Annotated in this window: 11 protein-coding genes; 10 read left to right on the forward strand and 1 reads right to left on the reverse strand. The window is 69.9% G+C overall.

The annotated features are described in order from the left end of the window. The first annotated feature begins 49 nt into the window (after nucleotides 1-49). Together OG496_RS54165 and OG496_RS54170 are read left to right on the forward strand one after the other, a co-directional pair. Nucleotides 50-6502 (forward strand): beta-ketoacyl synthase N-terminal-like domain-containing protein, encoded by a 6453-nt coding sequence (locus OG496_RS54165; RefSeq protein WP_405976354.1) that lies wholly within the window; start codon nucleotides 50-52, stop codon nucleotides 6500-6502. Then, nucleotides 6499-11406: an amino acid adenylation domain-containing protein gene (locus tag OG496_RS54170; protein WP_405976355.1), complete on the forward strand. Its 4908-nt coding sequence runs from the start codon at nucleotides 6499-6501 to the stop codon at nucleotides 11404-11406. The genes OG496_RS54165 and OG496_RS54170 overlap by 4 nt, the downstream gene beginning before the upstream one ends. Nucleotides 11407-11803: 397 nt before the next feature. Here the strand turns inward: OG496_RS54170 and OG496_RS54175 are convergent, their stop codons facing one another. Then, nucleotides 11804-12115 carry a hypothetical protein gene (locus tag OG496_RS54175; protein ID WP_405976356.1) on the reverse strand — a complete coding sequence of 104 codons (312 nt, stop codon included), beginning with the start codon at nucleotides 12113-12115 and terminating at the stop codon, nucleotides 11804-11806. Here OG496_RS54175 and OG496_RS54180 point away from each other — a divergent pair. The 8 genes from OG496_RS54180 (at nucleotide 12108) to OG496_RS54215 (ending at nucleotide 22446) form a co-directional block, all read left to right on the forward strand. Next, nucleotides 12108-13055 carry an ATP-binding protein gene (locus tag OG496_RS54180; protein ID WP_405976357.1) on the forward strand — a complete coding sequence of 316 codons (948 nt, stop codon included), beginning with the start codon at nucleotides 12108-12110 and terminating at the stop codon, nucleotides 13053-13055. The genes OG496_RS54175 and OG496_RS54180 overlap by 8 nt on opposite strands. A gap of 142 nt (nucleotides 13056-13197) precedes the next feature. Next, entirely contained in the window at nucleotides 13198-14211 is a 1014-nt protein-coding gene (locus OG496_RS54185) for a LacI family DNA-binding transcriptional regulator (RefSeq protein WP_405976358.1), read from the forward strand. Next, the gene (locus OG496_RS54190; RefSeq protein ID WP_405976359.1) at nucleotides 14211-15080 is read left to right on the forward strand and encodes a glycoside hydrolase family 43 protein; all 870 of its coding nucleotides are present in this window, start codon (nucleotides 14211-14213) and stop codon (nucleotides 15078-15080) included. Before OG496_RS54185 ends, OG496_RS54190 begins: the two co-directional genes overlap by 1 nt. A gap of 345 nt (nucleotides 15081-15425) precedes the next feature. Then, complete coding sequence (locus tag OG496_RS54195) at nucleotides 15426-16781, forward strand: ABC transporter substrate-binding protein (protein ID WP_405976360.1); 1356 nt, start codon at nucleotides 15426-15428, stop codon at nucleotides 16779-16781. A gap of 8 nt (nucleotides 16782-16789) precedes the next feature. After that, entirely contained in the window at nucleotides 16790-17764 is a 975-nt protein-coding gene (locus OG496_RS54200; RefSeq protein ID WP_405976361.1) for a carbohydrate ABC transporter permease, read from the forward strand. A 6-nt stretch (nucleotides 17765-17770) separates the two neighbouring features. Further along, nucleotides 17771-18667: a carbohydrate ABC transporter permease gene (locus OG496_RS54205; protein ID WP_405976362.1), complete on the forward strand. Its 897-nt coding sequence runs from the start codon at nucleotides 17771-17773 to the stop codon at nucleotides 18665-18667. Nucleotides 18668-18671: 4 nt separating this feature from the next. Then, nucleotides 18672-19580, forward strand: a complete 909-nt coding sequence (locus OG496_RS54210; RefSeq protein WP_405976363.1) for a glycosyl hydrolase — start codon at nucleotides 18672-18674, stop codon at nucleotides 19578-19580. 112 nt (nucleotides 19581-19692) lie between these two features. After that, on the forward strand, nucleotides 19693-22446 hold the full coding sequence (locus OG496_RS54215; RefSeq protein ID WP_405976364.1) for a LamG-like jellyroll fold domain-containing protein: 2754 nt from the start codon (nucleotides 19693-19695) through the stop codon (nucleotides 22444-22446). Nucleotides 22447-22530: the final 84 nt, after the last annotated feature.

Consider the following 22530-nt stretch of genomic DNA (forward strand, 5'->3'; position numbering starts at 1 on the left):
CGCCGGCATCCATCCGTGTTCGTGAAGTGAGACTGGTACGGGAACTGGTATGGGATTCGAACCGATCGCCATAGTCGGCCGGGGGTGCGTGTTCCCCGACGCGCTCGACCCGGACACGTTCTGGGACAACATCGCCGCGGGCCGGTGCAGTCTCTCGCCGGTTCCGGACGGCCGGTGGCGGTTGCCGCACCGGTGGGCCATGGGAACCGTCGACGACCACCTCGACCGTTCCTGGACCGACGTCGGCGGCTACGTGCGGGGCTTCGACGCCGCGTTCGACCCGAACGGGTTTCTCGTGGACCCCGAACAGATCATGGGTCTGGACCCGCTGTTCCACTGGGTGCTGGACGGTGCCCGGCAGGCGTTGCGGGAGGCCGGACACGACGGGCCGTTGCCACGCGCCGGACTGGTGCTGGGAAACCTGTCCTACCCGACGAGCGCGGGCACCGCCTTCGCCGAGCACGTGTGGCTGTCCGGCGGGGAGCCGTCCCTGCTGTCCGGGGGGCGGCAGGCCAGGCCAGACGCGCGCAACCGGTTCTCCTCGGGGCTTCCAGCGCACTTCGCGGCCAAGGCACTGGGGCTCGGGGCGGGGGCGTTCGCGCTCGACGCGGCCTGCGCGTCGTCGTTGTACGCGATCAAGCTGGCATGCGACCGCCTGCACGACGGTACGGCGGACGTGATGGTGGCCGGAGCGGTCAACCGGGTCGACAACCTGTTTCTGCACGTGGGGTTCTGCGGGCTGTCCGCGTTGAGCCGGACCAGCCGCAGCCGTCCCTTCCACCGGGACGCCGACGGATTGCTGCACGGCGAGGGTGCCGGATTCGTCGCCCTGATGCGGCTGGGGGACGCGCTCGCCGCTGGAGCGCCCGTTCTCGGAGTGATCCGGGGGATCGGGCTGTCCAACGACGGACGCGGCCGTGGGCTGCTCAGTCCGGCGGAGGAGGGTCAGGAGAGGGCGATGCGCCTGGCGTACGCCAGGGCGGGTCTCGCACCGGAAACCGTCTCGCTCGTCGAGTGCCATGCGACGGGGACACCGGTCGGGGACGCGGTGGAAGCCCGCAGCATGTCACGCGTCTTCGCGGACAGCGCCGACGTTCCCATCGGTTCGGTGAAGTCCAACCTCGGGCACTTGCTGGCGCCCGCCGGCGCCAGTGGGCTGCTGAAGGTGCTCGGCGCGATGCGGGCGGGCATCCGTCCGGCGACGCTCGCCGCCGAGGAGCCCCTAGCCGAGCTGCACGGCACGCCGCTGCGCGTACTGGGTGCGTCCGAGCCGTGGCACGGGCTTCGCCGTGCCGCGGTCAGCGCGTTCGGTTTCGGCGGCGCCAACGCCCATCTGATCGTCGATGCGTGGGACGGCGCTGCCCGCGCCCGGGCGACGGCGCCGCCCCCGCGGGTTCCCGGTGGGCCGGTGGCGATCGTGTCCATCGGAGCCCGCGTCGGGAGCGGGCCCGACGCCGCGGACTTCCGCCGCGCGGTGCTCGACGGCGAGCGGCGCGGTCCGGCGACGGACGTCGAGGTGGCGCTGCCGGGTCTGTGCTTCCCTCCGCTGGCGGTGAAAGACGCCGGTCCGCAGCAGCTTCTGGTGCTTGAGGCCGCGCGGGAAGCGGCGTCGGACGTCGCCCTGCCACGCGAGCGCACCATGGTGCTCGTCGGGATGGGTGTGGACGTGCAGGTCGCCACCGCGACCGCGCGCTGGCGGGTGCCGTCGTGGCTGGAAGAGGCCGGGATCCGCGCCGACCCGGGACTGGTCGCCCGGCTGCGTGACGCCTTCGCTCCGCCGATGGCGTCGGAGTGGATCGTCGGAAGCCTGCCCAACCTCGTGGCGAACCGGATCAACACCCAGTTGGACTTGGCCGGCCCCGGGTTCACTGTGTCGGCCGAGGAGGCGTCCGGCCTGGTGGCACTGGACATCGCGGCACGCGCCCTCAGGACCGGCGAGACCGACGCCGCGCTCGTCGGCGCTGTGGACCTGTCCTGTGAACCGGTCCACCAGGCGGCACTGCGTGAGCTCGGACGTGAAGCCACTCCGGGGGACGCCGCCGTGGTGGTCGTTCTCAAGCGCCTCGCAGACGCCCGCCGGGACGGCGATGCCGTGCTCGCCGTGCTCGATGACGAACCCGCCGCCGAGCCGGACCTGGTCGTCGGTGACGGCGCGGACGCCGGGTTCGATCCGGCCGGGCTCTTCGGTCGTGCTCATGCCGCTCAGGGACTGCTCGGGGTCGCGGTCGCGGCGATCGCCCTTCGGCATCGCGCGATGCCGAAGGCGGGAGGGTCCGCCGAGCCCGATCCGGGTCTGCGTACCGCGGCCGTCACGGTGTCGCCGTTGGGAGCCCCACCGGCGAGCGTCCGCCTGCGGGCCGGTGACGCCGAGCCCTGGATGACCGGACCGGCACCACGGCTGCACGTCTTCTCCGGCCGTGACCGAGAGGAGGTCCTGGCCGCGCTGGAGACCGGAGTCGAGTCCTCCGACGGTCCCGCACGGCTGGCCCTGGTGGCCGACAGCCCGCACTCGTCGCAGCGAGACGCCGCCCGCCGCTGGCTCGCAGACGGCGGCGTCAGACCACCCGGCGTGCTCTACCGGGACACACCGGTGCCGGGGCAGATCGGATTCGTGTTCACCAACGGCTCGGCCGCCTACCCGGGCATGGGCCGCGAGGTGATGCTGGCCCTGCCCTCACTCGGCGAGGCCGTCACGGCCGCGTTCGGGGCAACGGCCATGCGATTGAAGTCCGGACCGGAGCCGGCGGTGGTCGACCAGATCTGGGGGGCCGCCCAACTGGCCACTCTCCATGCCCAACTCACCCGAGGGCTACTCGGACTGAAACCGGATGCCGCCATCGGCTACTCGTCCGGTGAATCGGCCGCCCTCGTCGCTCTGGGGGCGTGGCAGGACGTCGCGGACCTGGAGCGGGAAACCCGGGAGAGCGGCCTTTTCACCAGAGACCTCACCGGTGAACTTCGGGCGGTACGCCGTGCGTGGGAACGCCTCGGCGTGCAGGGTGATCACTGGTCGAGCTACCTGGTCACCGCACCTCTCGACCGAGTCCGCGCCGAACTCGGGGACGAACGTGCGGTTCACCTGATGGCGATCAACGCCCCCGGCGTATGCGTGGTCGGCGGCGAGTCGCGGGCCTGTGGCGTCGTCATGGCGCGGCTCGGCGCCGCCAACGTCATTCCGATCGACTACGACCTGGCCGCTCACGCCCCTGAACTGGCCGAGGTCCGCGACCGGTGGTGGAACCTCCACCACCGTCCCACCACCGACGTGCCGGGGGTGCGGTTCTACAGCGAGGCCACCACTCACTGGTATACCCCCACGGCCGAGCGGGCCGCTGACGCGGTCACCGCGCAGGGCGTCGGCACGATCGACTTCGCAGGCACGATCGAGCGGGCGTGGGCCGACGGAGTCCGGATCTTCGTCGAGCACGGACCCCGTGGCCTGTGCAGGGGGTGGATCAAGCGCATCCTCGGCGACCGCGAGCACGTGGCCGTCGCGCTCGACGCCCCGCAGGGCAGGGGACTGCGGCAGCTGTGCCTCGCCGTGGCCGAACTCGTCGTCGCCGGCGTGCCCATCCGCGCCGACGCCCTCTTCGAACAGCTCCGGGCGGTCGCACCCGTACAGGAAAAGGGCGTACCCACCATCAAGTCGCCCGCACACCGGGAGATCAGCTTGCCGTCCGTCGAACAACCGGTGGTGCTCATGCCGAGGGCTCCCCAACTGGCCCCGGCCCTGGCAGCCGAGATCGCCCCCACCGTTCCCACCCCCACCCCTGCCCCCGAAGCCACCGCCGTGTCGCAGCCGGCGGACATGCGTGCGCTGGTTGCCCAGCACAGCCACCGCGTGATCGCGCTGCACCAGGACGTCGTCGCCCAGCACATGCAGTCGCACCAAAGGTTCCTGCAGACCAGAGCCCAGATCCTCACGGCACTGGTGAACGCCGCGGCGGGAACCACGCCGCCGGTGCTCCCGGTCGCTGCGCCGCCGGTCACCCCCATCGGTTCCCCGGCGCCGAAGTCCTTGCCAGGGCCGAAGTTCGATCGGATCGCACTGGAACACCTCGCCGCAGGGCGGATCTCCACCCTGTTCGGTCCGAAGTTCACCGCGCAGGACGAGTACCCGGTGCAGACCAGGATGCCCGAGCCGCCGATGCTCCTCGCCGACCGGGTCACCGGAATCGACGCCGTACCCGCGGTGTTGGCCGAGATCGGCCCTACGTGCGCCACCGGCACGATCTGGACCGAGACGGACGTCCGCCTCGACAGCTGGTATCTCGACGCCACCGGACGGATTCCGGCGGGCCTGATGATCGAGGCGGGCCAGGCGGACCTCTTGCTGATCAGCTGGCTCGGCATCGACCTGGTCAACCGCGGCGAGCGGGCCTACCGGCTGCTCGGCTGCGAGCTGACCTACCACGGCAGCCAGCCCCAGGCGGGGGAGACGCTGCGCTACGAGATCCACATCGACCGCCACGCCCAGCACGACGGTGTCCGCCTGTTCTTCTTCCACTACGACTGCTACGTCGGCGACGAGCTCCGGCTGAGCGTCCGAAACGGACAGGCGGGCTTCTTCACGAGGGCCGAGCTCGACAACACCGACGGAGTGCGCTGGGATCCCGCCGACCGCTCACCGGCCGACGACGTCCCCCTCGACGCCCCGGCGGTGCGCGGCGCGGCGTCGAGCTTCACCGCCGAGCAGGTGCTGGCCTTCGCCGGCGGACGGCCGGCGGACTGCTTCGGCCCCGGCTGGGAGGCGACCAGGGCGCATGTGCGTTCACCTCGTATCGACGACGGCCGGCTGCTGTTCCTGCACGAGGTCACCGAGTTCGACCCGGACGGCGGGCCGTGGGGACATGGCTACCTGCGCGCCGAGACCCCCGTCTCGCCGGACGACTGGTTCTTCGACGGGCACTTCAAGAACGACCCCTGCATGCCGGGAACGCTGATGTTCCAGGGCGGCCTCCAGGCGATGGCCTTCTACCTGACGGCCATGGGTTTCACCGTCGCCAGGGACGGATGGCGTTTTGAGCTGGCCGGCGGGCGGCCTTACACCGCCCGTTGCCGAGGGCAGGCCACCCCGGCCAGTAAGCGGGTCGTGTACGAGGTGTTCGTGCACGGTGTCCTGGCCGGCCCGGTGCCGACCCTGTACGCCGACGTGCTGGGCACCGTCGACGGAATCAAGGCGTTCCACGGCCAGAACATCGCGCTCCAACTGGTGCCGGACCGGCCGCTGTCGCACTGGCGGCAGCTCGGCGGGCACGCGGAGCAGACCAGCGGCACCCCGGTACCGCTCGCCTCCCTCGGCGGACTGGTCAGCCACCGCGAGCCCAAGCCGGTGGCCGTGTCCGACGGGTTCGCTTTCGACTACCCCTCGTTGCTGGCGTGTGCGTGGGGAAAGCCGAGCGAGGCGTTCGGCGCCGCGGCCGAGGCCTTCGACGGCACGCGCAGGATCGCGCGGTTGCCCGGGCCGCCCTACCACTTCATGAGCCGCATCGTCTCGGTGGACGGGGCGCAGGGCGCCATGCGGCAGGGCAGCAGCGTGGTCGCCGAGTACGACGTGCCCGACCAGGCGTGGTACTTCGAGCAGAACGGCGGCGCGGTCATGCCGTTCGCCGTGCTCATGGAGATCGCGCTGCAACCGTGCGGGTGGCTGGCCTGCTACGTCGGCAGCCCGATGACCACCGAGATCGACCTGCTCTTCCGTAACCTCGACGGGACGGGAACGGTCACCGGTGAGGTCACGCCGACGACCGGGACCGTGCGCACCCGGGCCGAGTTGACCACTCTCTCGCGGAGCGGCGAGATGATCATCGCGTCGTTCGCGGTGCGGTGTTTCGCCGACGACGAAGAGGTCTTCGCCCTGTCGACGGTGTTCGGGTACTTCCCGTCGTCGGCCTTCGACGACCAGACCGGACTCCCCGTCTCTTCGGGCGACCGGGCCCGTCTGGAGGCTCCCTGCGACCACACGGTCGATCTGAGGACGAGTCCCGCCCGGTACTTCGACGGCCCTGCCCGGCTGCCCGGCCCCATGCTGCTGATGCTCGACCGGATCACCGGCTACTGGCCGGAAGGAGGCAGCGCGGGGCTGGGGCGGCTGCGGTCGGAGAAGGACGTGGACGCGGGCGAGTGGTTCTTCAAGGCGCACTTCTTCCAGGACCCGGTTCAACCGGGTTCACTCGGAATCGAGGCCATGTGCCAGCTGCTCCAGTTCTATCTGATCGAGCGAGGGCTCACCGCGGGTGTACCTCATCCCCGGTTCGAGCCCGTCATGCTCGACCACGAGGTGATCTGGAAGTACCGAGGTCAGATCACCCCGGCCAACCGGTTGATCAGGGTGGAACTGGAGATCCTGGAGGTCGGCGAGGACACCCGGGGGTGCTACGCGCTCGCCGAGGCTCGCCTCTGGGGCGATGACACCTGCATCTACCACGCCCGAGGAATCGGTATGCGCGTCGTGTCGGTCGTGCCGGGAGACGACACCGTGCCGGTGGTGACGCGACCGTGAGGGACATTTTCATGGCGGAGCGCGAGGAAACCCGGTCGGACCTGATGGCCGGGCAGCTGGGGATCTGGCATGCCCAGCAGCTGGCCCCCGACGACCCTCGCTACAACATCGGCGAGTACTTCGAGTTCCGGGGCCCGTTGGATCTCACCGCGTTCGAGGAAGCACTGCGGAGGACACTGCGCGAGGTCGACGCGTTCCATCTGCGGTTCGGTGGTGACGGCGCGGACGTGTGGCAGGTCGTGGGGGACCGCGACGACTGGAATATGCGCCGGGTGGACGTCAGCGCCGAGGCCGACCCACGTGCGGCGGCGGAGGAGTGGATGCGGGCCGACATGGGCTGCCCCACGGATCTCCGGGAGGGCCCGCTCTTCACCACGGCGCTCCTCACCGCCGGCGACGACCACTACTTCTGCTACCAGCGGTGCCACCACATCGCCATCGACGGGTTCAGCGCCTCGATCATCCTGGCGCGCGTCGCGCAGATCTACGACGCGTTGACGGCCGGCGGCGACCCGGACGAGGGGCGGCTGGCGCCGGTTTCCGTCCTGTTCGAGGACGAAGGCGCCTACCGCGCGTCGGCGGACCGCGCCGAGGACGAGGCGTACTGGAGGGATACACTCGCGCAGCCGCCGGCGCCGCTCGATTTCGGGGGACGCCGCACCGCGGGTGCCGGGTCGCGGGCAACGCTGCGTGCGAGACGCCCGATCGGTCCGGCCGAGTCGGAGGCACTGCGCGGGGCGGCCAGGGGGCTGCGGACGAGCCTGTCCGGCCTGGTCATCGCCGCCTCGGCGGTGTACGCGCACCGAGTCACGGGGGCGGAGGACTTTCTCGTGGGCGTCCCCGTGCTTGGCCGCTCGGGGGCCCGGCGGCTCCACATACCCGGCATGACCTCGAACGTCCTTCCCGTTCGCTGCCGCGTGCAGGCAGGCATGTCGCTGGGCGAGGTGGCGGCGGAGGTCACGGCGTCGGCGCGGCGCGGACTGCGGCACCAGCGGTACCGCTACGAGGACATGCTCCGCGACCTGAGGCTCGTCGAACGGGGCGGTCTCGCCGGCTTCCGCGTGAACGTGATGTCGTTCGACCACCCGGCGACGTCCTTCGGCGGGTGCCTGGTCAGCGGCCGGAACCTGTCGAACGGGCCGGTGGAGGACGTGTCGCTCGCCGTGTACGACAGGCGAGGCGGTGACGGCATGGAGATCGTCGTCGACGCCGCCGCCGACAGGTACGACGCGCACGACGTCGGTGAGCACGCCGACAGGTTCCGGCGCGTGCTCGACTGGGCGGTCCGGTCCGGGGCCGACGCGCCGGTGGGCGACGCCGAACTGCTCGACGACACCGAACGCGACCGCGTCCTGGCCCTGGGCCGCCGTCCGGCGCCGAAGGTGTCCGGAGCGGCGCTGTCGGAGTTGTTCGAGGCGCAGGTGGCACGCGCTCCGGGAGCGACGGCGCTGACGCACGGCGCCCAGGCGCTGTCGTACGGAGACCTGAACGCGCGGGCCAACCGGCTCGCGCGCCTGCTGCGGTCCCGGGGCGCCGGCCCGGACACGCGCGTGGCCGTGGTGCTGGAGCGTTCCGCCGGGCTGGTGGTGGCGATCCTGGCGACGCTGAAGGCCGGCGCGGCCTACGTGCCGGTCGATCCCGGCTATCCGCCGGAGCGCATCGCCTCCTTGCTGGAGGACGCCACGCCCCTGCTGGTGGTGACCGACGCCGCGTCCGCCGGTGCGGTATCGGGTGGGGTGCCCGTCGTGGTGTCGGACGATCCGGGGACGGCCGAGCGGCTGGCGGGGCTGAGCGGGGCGAACCTCACGCCGGGCGTGGACGTGCGACAGTCCGCCTACGTGATCTTCACGTCCGGTTCGACGGGGCGTCCGAAGGGGGTCGCCGTGACGCACGGCAGCGTCGTGAGTCTGTTCGCGGCGACTCGTGAGCGCTTCGCGTTCGGCCCGCAGGACGTGTGGACGCTGTTCCACTCGTTCGCCTTCGACTTCTCCGTATGGGAGCTGTGGGGGGCACTGCTGCACGGCGGCCGGCTCGTCGTCGTGCCGTTCCCGGTCTCGCGTTCGCCGGCGCGGTTCCTCGCGCTGCTGGTGCGTGAGCGGATCACGGTGCTGAATCAGACCCCCTCGGCCTTCTATCAGTTGCTGCGCGCCGACGAACAGGCGCCGCGGTTGCCCGCGCGACTGGCGCTGCGCACGGTGGTCCTCGGCGGCGAGGCACTGGACCATGCGCGTCTCGACGGGTGGTTCGCCCGGCACGGCGCACAGTCGCCGCGCCTGGTGAACATGTACGGGATCACCGAGACGACGGTCCACGCGACCTGCCAGGAGCTGCCTGTGGAGTCCGGCTCGGCGCGGGCGTCGAGCGTGATCGGTCCGCCGTTGCCGGGCCTGGAGGCGTACGTGCTGGACGCGCGGCTGCGGCCGGTGCCGGTGGGGGTGGCGGGCGACCTCCATCTGGCGGGTGCCCAGCTCGCGAGCGGTTACCTGGGGCGCCCGGGCCTGACGGCGGAGCGGTTCGTCGCCTGTCCGTTCGGGGAACCGGGCAGGCGCATGTACCGCACCGGGGACGTCGTCCGGTGGAACCGTGAGGGGCGTCTTGAGTACCTCGGGCGCTCCGACTCGCAGGTCAAGGTGCGCGGTTTCCGGATCGAGCCGGGCGAGGTGGAGGCGCGGCTCGCCGCCCACCCCACGGTCGGCGAGGCCGCCGTCGTGGTACGCGAGGACTCCCCAGGCGACCGGCGTCTCGTCGGCTACATGACCTCGACCGGCGGTCTCGGCGCCGGTGTGCTGCGGGCGTGGGTGGCCGCGGCGTTGCCCGCGCACATGGTGCCCGCTGCCTTCGTAGAGCTGCCCGCCCTCCCCCTCACGGTCAACGGAAAACTCGACCGGGCGGCGCTGCCGGCTCCCGATTACGCGGCAGCCCGCGACGACGCGCGCCGGGAGCCGTCCACGCCGGACGAGGAACTGCTGTGCACGACGTTCGCGCGGGTTCTCGGCGTCGACCGGGTGGGTGTCGACGACAACTTCTTCGAGCTGGGCGGCCATTCCCTGCTGGTGGTACAGCTGGTGGAGGCGTTGCGCGTCCAGGGGATGCGGCTGGACGTCCGCGCCGTGTTCTCGGCGCCGACCGCGGCCGGCCTCGCCCCGGCGCTCCGCGCGCCAAGCGCCGGGACAGAGGTACCGCCGAACCTGGTGACGCCCGGGACCGGGGCGATCACCCCGGACATGCTGCCGCTCGTCGAGCTGACCCAGGGGGAGATCGACCTGGTGCTGGCCACCGTCCCGGAGGGGGCGGCGGGCGTGCAGGACATCTATCCGCTGACCTCCCTCCAGGAGGGCATGCTCTTCCACCATGTCCTGGCGCGGGAGGGTGACCCGTACGTGATCTCCGGGCTGCTGGCCGTCGACTCGCGGGAGCGGCTCGACGCGTTCCTCGACGGACTGCGCAAGGCCGTCGAGCGTCACGACGTCCTACGGACCTCGGTGGTGTGGCGGGGACTTCCGCTGCCGGTCCAGGTGGTGCGGCGCCGCGCGGGGCTGCCGGTCAGGTGGCTCGGGCCGGGCTCGGTCACGGACCTGGCGAGCGCTGTCGACGCGCGCCGGTACCGGATGGATCTCGAAGCGGCACCGCTGCTGCGGGTCTCCACCATGTTCGACGCGGAACACGGGCGCTGGCTCGTCTCGCTGCTGCTGCACCATCTGGTGGACGACAACACGTCGTTGCAGTTTCTGCTCGCCGAGATCGGCGCGCACATGGCGGGCACCGGCGGGCGGCTGCCGGACCCCGTGCCGTACCGCACGGTGGTTGCCCGGTCGGTCCTCGACGCGGAGGAGGCGGAGCACGACGGGTTCTTCCGGCGGATGCTGGCCGGGGTGAGCGGGCCAACGGCGCCGTTCGGCGTTCTGGACGTGCAGGGGAACGGCCTCGGTGTCGACGAGGAACGGACCTGGCTCGACACGGAGCTGGCCGCGCGCGTACGGGGGGCGGCACGAGCAGCGGGGGTTTCGCCGGCGACGCTGTTCCACGTGGCCTGGGGACGGGCGCTGGCACGCACCACCGGCCAGGACGACGCGGTGTTCGGCACGGTGCTGTCCGGGCGAGGCGGCGCGGACGCCCAACGAGGGATCGGTGCCTTCATCAACACGCTGCCGGTCCGTGTGGCGGCGGGCGCGCGAGACGTCGCCGTGTGCGTGCGAAGCACGCATCGGCTCCTGGCCGAGCTCATGCGCCACGAACACGCCTCGCTGGCACGGGCGCAGCGGTGTGGTTCGGCGGACGCCGGACTGCCGCTGTTCACTACCGTCCTCAACTACCGGCACGCCACGTCCGTCGTGCTGGAACCGGGCGTGACGGAGATCGTGCCGGGCGTCAAGCTACTGGCGGGCGAGGAGCGGACGAACTACCCGGTCTTCCTGTCGGTCGACGACTCCGCGGACGGTTTCCTGCTCGTCGCCCAGGCGCTGCCGTCGATCGGCACCGACTGGGTGTGCACCGCACTGGTCGAGGCCCTGCACCACGTGGTCTCGGACCTGGAGTCCACACCGAATGCGCCGACGACCCGGGATCACGCCCCGCCGGAGACCACGGCGCCCCCTCTCCCGCCCTTGCTCGCCCCACGTACCGGCCGGGTGACTTCGGCAGGCCCGGAGGCGGTCCTGTCCAAGCTGTTCGCCGAGATGCTCGACGTCCCCTCCGTCGGCGCCGACGACGACTTCTTCGCGCTGGGCGGGCATTCGCTGCTCGCCCTGCGGCTGACCGGCAGGGTACGGGCCGAGCTGGACGTCGAGCTTCCGGTCCGCGCCCTGTTCGAGAACCCGACCGTCGCCGGGCTCGCCCGCCGACTCGACCTCGCTTCGGAGCAGCCACCCAAAGGCAGTCCACTGCCGCACACAGCTTGTCCGTAACGTGAGCCGGCCTCCTTCACCGCGGAGGTGCATGCGACTGGTCATGGCGACGCGAGTGATGAAGTGGGTTCCGCTGGGCGGCGTCTCGTCGATAGCGGTGAGGACTTCACTGAGCCGATGGACCAAGAAGAGACGGACGAGAACGGCGACCCGCTCAGCGAACTCAACCATCCCGACGAGCCTGGACAACCCCACCTGAGCCGTGGGACCCGGAGCCCCCCGTCGCGACAGTCGGGCCGCCTGCCTGCCCGGATCCCGAAAACCACCACCAGTCACACCACACAGGGCCCGTCAGCAAACTGACAGATCCTCATGAGCGATCGAGGCTGACCCACTTGGGCGCTCCTACTTTCCCGGGATAGTCCACGCCCGTGGGTCTGGGAAAGCGCAGGCAATATCAGGTGCTGATCTGGTTCAGGGGGCGGCGCTTCAAGGTGGACGCGCCCGCGCAGACGAAGCCGATCAAACAGGGATAGACACCGCAGCGTTCGACGAGACCGATGAGGACGGTGGCTCCGGAGCCACCGACGACGAGGAAGGCGGCCGTCGAGACGAGGCCGAAGATTCCGAGCGCGATCATGGCCCTTCCCGAGGTCCGGGACGCTCCGAGAAGCCGGTGTCGGCGGCCGAGAAGGATGGCGAGCACGTTGCCGCTCACGATGCTTCCGAAGGCACCCAGGCCATGAAAGGCGATGGTGCCGTTGTCCATTGCCGCGCTGGATCCGTGGAAGAACGTCACCGACCCGCAGGACGTCGCCTCCACGGTTCTGGGCAGCATCGGAAACCAGGACCTACAGATCATGGACCGCCCGGCGTCCACCCGTGACGTCCGGAGCCGGCTCGTCGAGACCCTGGCTGATCACGACGTCGTCCTGATCCTGGACAACTGCGAGCACGTCCTCGACGCTGCCGCGAAGCTGGCGGAGTTCCTGCTCGGCCGATGTCCCTGGCTGAAGATCCTGGCTACCAGTCGCGAACCGCTGGGCATCGTCGGAGAATCGCTGTGTCCGGTGCTGCCCCTGGCGACCCCGGAGCCCGGGGCCGCCGACCGGGCGGTGCTGAACACCCCGGCCGTGCGGTTGTTCATCGACCGGGCCGCGATGGTCCGGCCCGGATTCGCCGTCACGGCCGCGAACACGGCCGCAGTGACCGAGATCTGTCGTCGGCTCGACGGTTTGCCCCTGGCGATCGAGCTGGCCGCGGCCCGACTGCGCAACCTCACGGTAGAGGCGGTAACGGCGCGGTTGAACAACCGGTTCCGGCTGCTCTCCGGCGGCAACCGGACGGCGATGGCGCGACACCGGACGCTCCGCGCCGTGGTGGCCTGGAGCTGGGAGTTGCTGACCGACAGCGAGCAGACCCTGATCGAGCGCCTCTCGGTGTTTCCGGGCGGGGCCACCGCAGAGACGGCCGAGGCGGTCTGCGCCGGTGGTGCCGTGCTGCCCGAGGACGCAGTAGGTGACCTGCTGATGTCGCTGGCCGACAAGTCATTACTGGTCGTCGTCGAACCCCCTCCACGCCCCCGGCACTCACCGACGTCCCGGCTTCGCAGCCTGTCCCGGACACGAACAGCCCGCTTCGGCCCGGTTCGCGGTACACGGTCGTCGTCCGGATCCCGCACCCGGCACCCCACATCCCGCAGGCGATGAAGCAAGGCGGGCCGGAGGTGCCGGTGAACTCGGCGTTACGTATTCGTTGCGACCGACCGTTGACCGTGCCCTACTTTATCGTTAACTTTAGCCGCGATGTGAGCCAGTTCACCGCGAACACCCAGCCCATGAGGGAGGCGTTGTGCCCGACCGCGTGACGATCGCGCAGGTGGCCGAAGAGGCAGGCGTCTCCGCGATGACCGTGTCGAACGTGCTCAACGGGAAGCCCGGAGCGTCCGACGACACCCGCCGGCGCGTCATGGAGGTCGTCGAGCGCCTCGGCTACGTGCCGAACGTGTCCGCCCGGGGTCTCAAGGGCGGCCGGACCGGGCTGGTCGGGGTGCTGACCCTGGACCTCACGATCCAGTACGGGCTGGAGATCGTGCGGGGGATCGCCGACGAACTGGCCAGCGTCGAGTTCGAGGCACTGATCAACGCCAGCTACCACGACAGCTCACGCGAACGGGAGCGGATCGAGTTCCTGAGCCGTGGACTCGTCGACGGTCTGCTGATGATCGCGCCGGTGCTGGAGGACCAGACGATCTCGCTGCTGCGCAAGCGCAAGATCCCGACCGTCATCATCGACCCGCGCCGTATCGACGTCGACCTGCCGAGGGTCACCGTCGACAACTACCAGGGCACGCGCGGCGCGGCCCAGCACCTCATCGACCTGGGGCACCGGCGGATCGCCTACATCGGCGGCAACCTCGACCTGGAGAGCTCCACCGTCCGGTACGAGGGCTTCCGTGACGGGATGCGGCTCGCGGGCCTCCCCGTGGACGAGGACATGGTCGCGTACTGCGACTTCAGCTACGTCTCCGGCTTCCGTACCGCGTCCCGCATCATCGAGGAACACCGGCCGACCGCGATCATGACGGGCGCCGACCTCATCGCCTTCGGAGCGGTCGACGCCGCCCGCAAGCAGGGTCTGAGAGTCCCCGAGCAGCTGTCGGTCGTCGGCTTCGACGACCTTCCCCAGGCTGCGCAGTCGTATCCCGGAGTCACCACCGTCCGCCAGCCGCTGCACGACATGGGGCAGACCGCGGTCCGCGCGCTCATGTCGATCATCGAAGGCAACGCCCCCGTGATGGAGCACATGCACATGCCCACCTCACTCATCGTCCGTGGCACCACCGCACCACCCGAGCGTGGCTGATGTACGTGGTCTCGTACTTCACGGACGCCGACGAGGCGCTGCACCTGGCGGTCAGCCAGGACGGCCAGGAGTTCAGCCCCGTCAACGAAGGCCGCCCCCTCCTGCGGGGAACGGTCGGCACGGGCAGGCTCCGTGACCCCTTCATAGGCATCGGACCCGACGGGCTGTTCCATCTGCTGGCCACCGACGGCTGGACCAGTCCCAGCATCGTCCACGCGACCTCCGCCGACCTGCTGACCTGGTCGGAGCAGGAGCTGCTGCCGGTCATGGCCGGGGTCGACGGGGCGCACAACGCCTGGGCCCCGGAGTTCTTCCTGGATCCGGCGACCGGGCTCTACCACCTGATCTGGTCGTCGGTGGTCGAGGGAGCCGGCAGTACGGCCGAGGGGCGCGACTTCGCCAACGTCGGTCAGGACCACCGGATCTGGCACTGCACGACCAGCGACTTCGTCGGCTACTCGCCGGCCGAGCTGTTCTTCGACCCGGGCTACTCGGTGATCGACGCGACCGTCACCCACCACGACGGCCGGTTCGTGATGGCCTTCAAGGACGAGCGCGGCACCAACGACCCGTCCACGGACCACAAGTACATCCTGGTCACCACGTTCTCGCAGCCGGGTACGGACTTCACCCGGCCGACCGGACCGGTCAGCCCGGCACCCGTGGAAGGGCCCGCCTTCTTCCGCCGGGGCGAGGAGTGGGTGCTGCTCTTCGACCACTACCTGGAGGGCCGGTACGGCGCCGCGTCCAGCCCGGACGGGGTGCGGTGGACGCGTTCGGAGATCTCCCTGCCGAACGGCATACGGCACGCCTCCGTGCTGACCGTGCCGGGGGAACACGCGGCGGCGCTCGACGGAGCGGGCGTATGAACCGCCCCCGCACAGCCGCTCCGCACGGTCCCGGCAACCGATTAGCCACGACGAGCCACCGCAGTTCCACCAGCGTCGCCTGACCGTGTAAGCAGCCGGTCCGGCACCGCGCGCGCCGCGTCACCCCGCCGCCGCCCGAGGACATCGGAGCCGGCCGGCCCCGCCGCCGGCCCGCCTCATCAGGCGGCTCCCGGCATCCGAGTCATCTCTGCCTGAGCGCCCCCACAGCCTGTGCGCCCATCGACATCCCCACACAGGGCGATCGGCCATGCCGTCATGCGTGACGCCGACCCCGGTCTCTGCCCGTGGTTCCACCAACAGGTCCTATCAAAGGAGTTAGGCACCATGCAGCACTCACAGGCTTTCAGCAGGCGCTCGGTCCTCAAGAGCGTGGGTCTCGTGGCCGGAGCGGCCGCCCTCAGCGCCTGTTCGGGCACCGCGTCCTCGACCTCCGCGGCCTCCGTCAAGTCGCCCAAGAAGGGCACCCTGACGATCATGAGCGCCCAGGGCGAGATCACCTCCGCCGAGATCGCCGCCTTCGAGAAGGCGTACCCGGGGCTGAAGATCAAGCTGGTCCTCACCGACCCGACCCGCCTGAACGCCATGCTGGCCGCCGGCGACCCGCCGGACCTGGTGCGCGACGCCGGAACGGACGTCACGCCGTACATTGCGAGCCGCGGCATCGCCCTGGACCTGGACGAGTACTTCGCCAAGAGCAGCGTCCTGAAGACCGCCGACATCCTGCCCATCAACAACTGCTGGCGGTGGGACGGCAAGACCCAGGGCAAGGGCGCCCGCTACGGCATCGCCAAGGACTGGTCGCAGGACGCGATGTGGTGGTACAACTCGGACCTTTGGTCGGCCGCCGGGCTGACCGCTCCGGACCCGACGAAGCCGATCACCTACGACGAGCTGTTCGAGGCCTCCAAGAAGCTCACCAAGTCGGCGCACGGCAAGACCAGCGTGTACGGGCTGTACACCACGACACCCGGCATGGACCAGATCGCCGCGATGGTGGCGACGGCCGGCGGCCGGATCATGTCCGAGGACCTGGGCACCGCGGACTTCACCTCCCCCGAGGCGATCAGAGCCCTGACCTGGCTGGTCGACGTGGCGAAGGCGAAGGTCGGCTACTCGGCGGTCAACCCCAGCCCGGACTGGGACGGTCCCGAGTACCTCGCCGGCAAGCAGGCGACCGCGGGCCAGGGCTACTGGTTCAACGGCTTCGTCGCGAGCACCGCCCCCGCCTACCAGTCCAAGACCGTGTTCGCGGCGGCCCCGATGCTGGGCGGCAAGCGGGTCAGCCCCTCATTCGGTGCCGTGGGCTACTGGATCCCGGCCAAGTCGAAGAACCCGGGTGCCGCCTTCGAGTTCATGGAGTGGTACTGCGGCGGCGCCGGCGCCGCCAAGCGGATCGCCGCCGGAAACGGCCTGCCCTCGATGAAGCCGATGCTGTCCCTGGTGCCGCAGAAGACCGAGTTCCAGAAGGCCTCCTTCAAGGTCCAGACCGCCGAACTGCCCTATGTGTCCGTCATCCCGGTCGCCACCCCCTACGCCCTGACCACCGCGCTGAACACCACCCTGGCCAAGGACTTCACGGCCGCCGTGGGCGGCGGCAAGTCGGTGTCGGCCCTGGCCGACCTGCTGACCAAGGACGTCAACGCCGTGCTGGCGAACGGCAAGAAGCTCGCAGGAAAGTAGGCACGGTCATGCGACTGCAACGCGTCCGGACCGCCGGGCCGGCCAAGAGGCGCCGGTACGGCAGCAGCAAGGGTGAGGCGCTGGCGTTCTACGGCTTCCTCTCACCGTGGATCATCGGCACCGCCGCGCTGACCCTGTTCCCGGTGGGCTACGCCCTGTACCTCAGCTTCACCGCATGGGACGGCGTCTCCGTCTTCAAACCATGGGTGGGCCTGGCCAACTACCGCGAGGTGCTCACCTCGTCGGACACCTTGTCGTCGCTGTCCAAGACCCTGCTCCTGGTCGCGATCATCGTCCCGACGACGATCGTCGGGAGCCTGGTCCTGGCCGTACTGCTCAACGAACGCGTCCGCGGGCGCACCTTCTTCCGGACGCTGATCTACATTCCGGCGATCGTGCCCCCGGTCGCGAGCGCGCTCATCTGGAAGGTGGTCTTCGACCAGAACTCCGGAGCCGCGAACCGGGTGGGGGCGATGTTCGGCGCCGACGCGGTGAACTGGCTCACCGGCAACCGGGCCTTCGTCGTCCTGGTCGTCGTCCTGCTGTGGGGTGTCGGCGCCGGCATCATCATCAACCTGGCGGCCCTGCAGACCGTACCGATGGAGCAGCTGGAGGCCGTGAAGCTGGACGGCGGCAACGCGCTCACCGCCTTCCGGCACGTCACGCTCCCGGTGATCTCCCCGGTCCTGCTGTTCCAGACCGTCCTGGTCACCATCACCACCTTGCAGACCTTCGTCCCGGCCCTGCTGCTCTCACCGATCAGCACCGGCGGCGGCGACGTCTACACCAACATCCCGAACGCCAACCGCGTCTACATGGTCGACGTCTACTCGCAGTTCTTCGCGTACTCCAGGTACGGCTACGGCTCGGCGATGCTGACCGTGTTCTTCCTGGTCATCGTCGTCCTGACGGTAGTGATCTTCAAACTCGTCGGACGCAGCGTGTTCTACGCCGTCGATCCCACCGCGTCCGGGAAGGGCTGATCCGCCATGGCACTCGACGAGAAGACCCAGCTCCCCGTGGCCCCGCGGACACCCACGAACACCGCGGCGCGCACGGCCTGGCACCAGCGGCGGCCCAAGCACCCGGTGATCTTCACCGTCCTGCTGATCGTCTCCGTCCTGATGGTCCTGCCCTTCGCGGAACTGGTCATCAGCTCGCTGCGGTCCACCAACGCGGTCAACGAGGACACCTGGCTCCCCTCAGTCTTCGAGTGGAGCAACTACAAGAAGGTCGTCACCCTCATCCCGTTCTGGCGGTTCGCCCGCAACTCGGTGGTCCTGTCGGCGCTGTTCGCGCTGCTCACCACCCTCAGCTCCGCGGTCGTCGGCTACGGCTTCGCCCGGCTGCGCGCCCCCGGCAAGAACCTGCTGTTCGGCCTGCTCATCTCGACGATGATGGTGCCGCAGATCGTCACCCTGATCCCCACCTACCTGCTGTTCGCCAACTTCGGCCTGGTGGGCACCTATTGGCCCTGGGTGCTGTGGGGCACGGCCGGAGCGCCGTACGCGATCTTCCTGTACCGGCAGTTCTTCTCCAGCTTCCCCAAGGAACTGGAGGAGGCGGCCGTCATCGACGGCGCCGGCCGGATCCGGATCTTCGTGCAGATCTTCCTGCCGCTGTCGCGCCCGCTGCTGGTGACGGCGTTCGTGCTGGCCTTCAACACGGTCTGGGGCGACTTCATCGCACCGAACCTGCTGCTCGACCAGGACAACACCACGCTGGCCGTCGGAGTCGGCAACGGCTACGTCATCAACCAGGGCTTCCCGCTGCCGAACCTGATCGCGGGCGGCGCGCTGCTCTACGTGGTGCCCGTCGTCATCCTCTTCCTGGCCGCCCAGCGCAGCTACGTCCGCGGCTTCGCCAACTCCGGACTGAAGGGCTGAGCGCGTGTACCGCGACCCGATCCTCGACGGGGCCGCCGACCCCACCGTCATCTGGAACCGGCAGGCCGGCGAATGGTGGCTGATCTACACCAACCGCCGCGCCACCGCGCCCGGTCCGGGCGTGGCCTGGGTGCACGGCACCGACCTCGGCGTGGCCGCCTCGACGGACGGCGGCCGGACCTGGACGTACCGGGGCACGCTCACCGGGCTGGACTTCGAGTGGGGCCGCAACACCTTCTGGGCGCCCGAGGTCATCTGGCACGACGGGCTCTACCACATGTACGTCAGCTACATCCGGGGCGTTCCCGACGCCTGGACGGGGAGCGCCCGGATCCTGCACTACACGAGCACGGACCTGCTCGACTGGACCCTCGTGGGGCCCCTCGACCTGGGTTCCGACCGGGTGATCGACGCGTGCGTGTACCCGCTGCCGGACGGCCGTGGCTTCCGTATGTGGTTCAAGGACGAGCGCCACGGTTCGTACACGTACACGGCCGACAGCCCCGACCTCTACGACTGGAAACCGGCCGGCCCCGCCGTCACCCACCGTCCGCACGAGGGCCCCAACGTCTTCGAACTGGGCGGCCACTACTGGATGATCGTTGACGAGTGGCGCGGCCAGGGCGTCCTGCGCTCGGCCGACCTGCGGCACTGGGAGCGCCAGGGGCTGATCCTCGACACCCCCGGCACCCGCCCCGACGACGGCACGATCGGCCTGCACGCCGATGTGGTCGTCCAGGGGGACACCGGCTACGTCTTCTACTTCACCCACCCCGACCGCGGACCCGCCGGAGACGACGGCACGTACCCGAGCCGCCGGTCGTCGATCCAGGTCGCCGCGGTGCGGGTCGTCGACGGTGAGCTGCGGTGCGACCGCGACGAGCCGGTCGAGCCGGACCTCACCGCCCTCTGAGCGACCGCCCGCAGAGTTCCCGTTTCCCGAGTGCCCCATCCGTTCACGTTCACGTTCAAAGAGGAACGCAATGCGAAGATGGCCACGCCGCTTTGCCGCGGCCGCAGGAACCGTGACAGCCGTTCTGGGCGCGATGATCCTTCCCGCCGCGCAGGCCCACGCGGCGACGACCTGCACCACGTACTACGTCTCGTCCAGCGGTGGCAGCGACAGCAACGACGGCTGCACCAGCGCCACTCCGTGGAAGACGCTCACCAACATCAACGCGACGACCTTCACCGCGGGCAACCAGATCCTCTTCCAGGACGGCGGTTCCTGGACCGGCGAACTCCAGCCCCAGGGATCCGGCACGAGCGGCACCCCGATCGTGATCTCCAGCTACGGGTCGGGCGCCGCGCCCATCCTCAACGGCGCGGGCGCCGCCGCGACGGTCTATCTGCACAACCAGCACGACTGGACCGTCCAGAACCTGGAGATCACCGACACCGCGGCGACCGCGGACCTCCGCAGCGGCATCCAGCTCCAGAACGACACCACCGGCATCCTGCACGGGATCCACCTCCTCAACAACAACATCCACAACGTCAAGGGCTACTGGGCCGACGGCACCCAGCCCAGCACGTCGTCCGGTATCGCGTTCAACCTGACCGACGACAACACCACGAGCGGCTGGGACGACGTCCTGATCCAGGGCAACACGCTCACCTCCGACGACGCCGGAGGCATCTACCTCGGCTCACTCGTCGGTCTCAACCACGACGTCTCGTCGACCAACGTCGTCATCCAGAACAACACGCTCACCGACATGGGCGGCAACGACATCGTCTGTGTGTTCTGCGCCTCGCCGGTCGTCCAGTACAACGTCGCGACGAACAACGGCTACCGCTACTCCGGCGCCGGCCTGTGGACCGCGTGGTCGACGAACGGCCAGTGGCAGTACAACGAGGTGGCCCGCCAGTGGCGTTCCCTCGTCGACGGCCAGGCGTTCGACATCGACAACCACTCCAGCGGCACCGTCGTCCAGTACAACTACAGCCACGACAACCCGTTCGGCTTCCAGGAGTACTGCTGCGCCAGCGGCTTCGCGGCCAAGACCTCGGTCGTGCGCTACAACATCAGCCAGAACGACGGCGCTTCGAACGCGGTGTTCCCCCTGCTCAGCGGCGTCGACACCGGAAGCACGGCCCAGGTCTACAACAACACGGTGTACCTCGGCCCCGGCGACAACGGAGAGATCACCGACGGCACCCCCAACGGGACCCTGACCTTCTCGAACAACATCATCTACAACCTGGGCACCGGCGGTTACTCGACCACCGGCACCACCTGGACCCACAACCTCTTCTACGGCAACCATCCCGGCACCGAGCCGTCGGACTCGGCCAAGGTGACGACCGACCCGCTGTTCGTGACTCCCGGCGGCGCGGCCTCCGGCCTCAGCTCGGCGGCCGCCTACAAACTGCGGACCGGCTCCCCGGCCCTCGGCGCGGGCGTACTGGTCTCCGGCAACGGCGGCCAGGACTACTTCGGCAACACCGTCTCGTCCACGGCCGCACCCAACATCGGCGCGTACAACGGCAGCGGTGTGGCCGCACCCACCGCCACCTCCGGCGCGTACTGGCCCCTCGACGAGGGCAGCGGGACCAGCTCCCGGGACGCCACCGGCGACGCCAACACCGCCACCCTGAAGGCCGGTGCCTCCTGGACCACCGGCAAGGTCGGCTCGTCCGCCGTCAGCCTCACCGGCGGCAGCACCAGCTACGTCGACATCCCGACCACCGCGGTGGACACCAGCGCCAGTTACTCGGTCTCGGCCTGGGTCAGGCTCAACAGCCTCACCGCCAACCAGACCTTCGCCAGCATCGACGGCACGAACATCAGCCCCTTCTACCTCCAGCTCAACGGCAGCGGGCAGTTCGCCTTCACCGTCCGCAGCGCCGACTCCACGGGCGCGTCCTACCAGCAGGCGGCCGGCACCACCGCCGCGACCGGCACCTGGTACCACCTGACCGGTGTCTACGACAACAGCGCCCACACCATCGCGCTGTACGTCAACGGAACCCTCCAGGCCACCACCGCGTTCTCCTCCGCCTGGAAGGCCACCGGCAACACGGAGATCGGCCGCGCCAAGTGGAACGGCTCGAACGTCGACTTCGCCAACGCGGCGATCGACGACGTACGCATGGTCGGCAGGGCGCTGACCGCTCGTGAGGCCTACGCCCTGGGGACCGGGGCGGCCGGCTACTTCCAGCTGGACGAGGGGACCGGCAGGACCGTCACCAACCTCCTCGGCAACACGGCCGACGGCTGGCTCGCGGGCGACGCCGCATGGGCCGGCAGCGGCAGGATCGGCAGCAACTCCCTGAGCCTGGACGGCACGACCGGAACGTCGGCATACGTTCCCGCCTCGGTGATCAACACCGGGCAGAGCTACTCGGTCGGAGCCTGGGTGAAGCTCAACAGCGTGAGCGGCACCCAGACCTTCGCGAGCCTCTACGCCAACAAGGTCAGTCCGTTCTACCTGTCGCTGACCGGCGGCAAGTTCAGCTTCGCCGTCCGCAGCGCCGACTCCGGCAGCTCCACCGCCACCTCGGTGTCGGCGACCGCGTCCGCCAGTACGGGCACCTGGTACCACGTGCTCGGGGTCTACGACAGCAGCGCGTCCACCATCGCGCTGTACGTCAACGGGACGCTCCAGGGCAGCGCCGCGTTCAGCTCCCCCTGGACGGCGGCAGGCGCGACATTGATCGGCAGCGCCGAATGGAACGGCGGCCCGGTCGACTTCACCAACGGCCAGATCGACGACGTGCACTTCTACAACCGGGTCCTGACGTCGACCGAGATCACGACGCTCGCCACCGGCTGACAGTCCCTCCTGTGCGGCCGGTGCGGGTCGGCCCGCTCTCCAACAGCTCCCGCACCGGCTTTTCCCATCCCTGCACGATCGGAA

The organism is Streptomyces sp. NBC_00988, assembly GCF_045162645.1.
In the GTDB taxonomy this organism is placed as follows: Bacteria; Actinomycetota; Actinomycetes; order Streptomycetales; family Streptomycetaceae; genus Streptomyces.

Excerpts from the sequence above, each read along its gene's own strand:
- OG496_RS54165 (WP_405976354.1), top strand. The coding sequence starts at position 50 with ATGGGATTCGAACCGATCGCCATAGTCGGCCGGGGGTGCGTGTTCCCC.
- OG496_RS54175 (WP_405976356.1), bottom strand. The coding sequence starts at position 12,115 with ATGGACAACGGCACCATCGCCTTTCATGGCCTGGGTGCCTTCGGAAGC.
- OG496_RS54190 (WP_405976359.1), top strand. The coding sequence starts at position 14,211 with ATGTACGTGGTCTCGTACTTCACGGACGCCGACGAGGCGCTGCACCTG.
- OG496_RS54195 (WP_405976360.1), top strand. The coding sequence starts at position 15,426 with ATGCAGCACTCACAGGCTTTCAGCAGGCGCTCGGTCCTCAAGAGCGTG.
- OG496_RS54200 (WP_405976361.1), top strand. The coding sequence starts at position 16,790 with ATGCGACTGCAACGCGTCCGGACCGCCGGGCCGGCCAAGAGGCGCCGG.
- OG496_RS54205 (WP_405976362.1), top strand. The coding sequence starts at position 17,771 with ATGGCACTCGACGAGAAGACCCAGCTCCCCGTGGCCCCGCGGACACCC.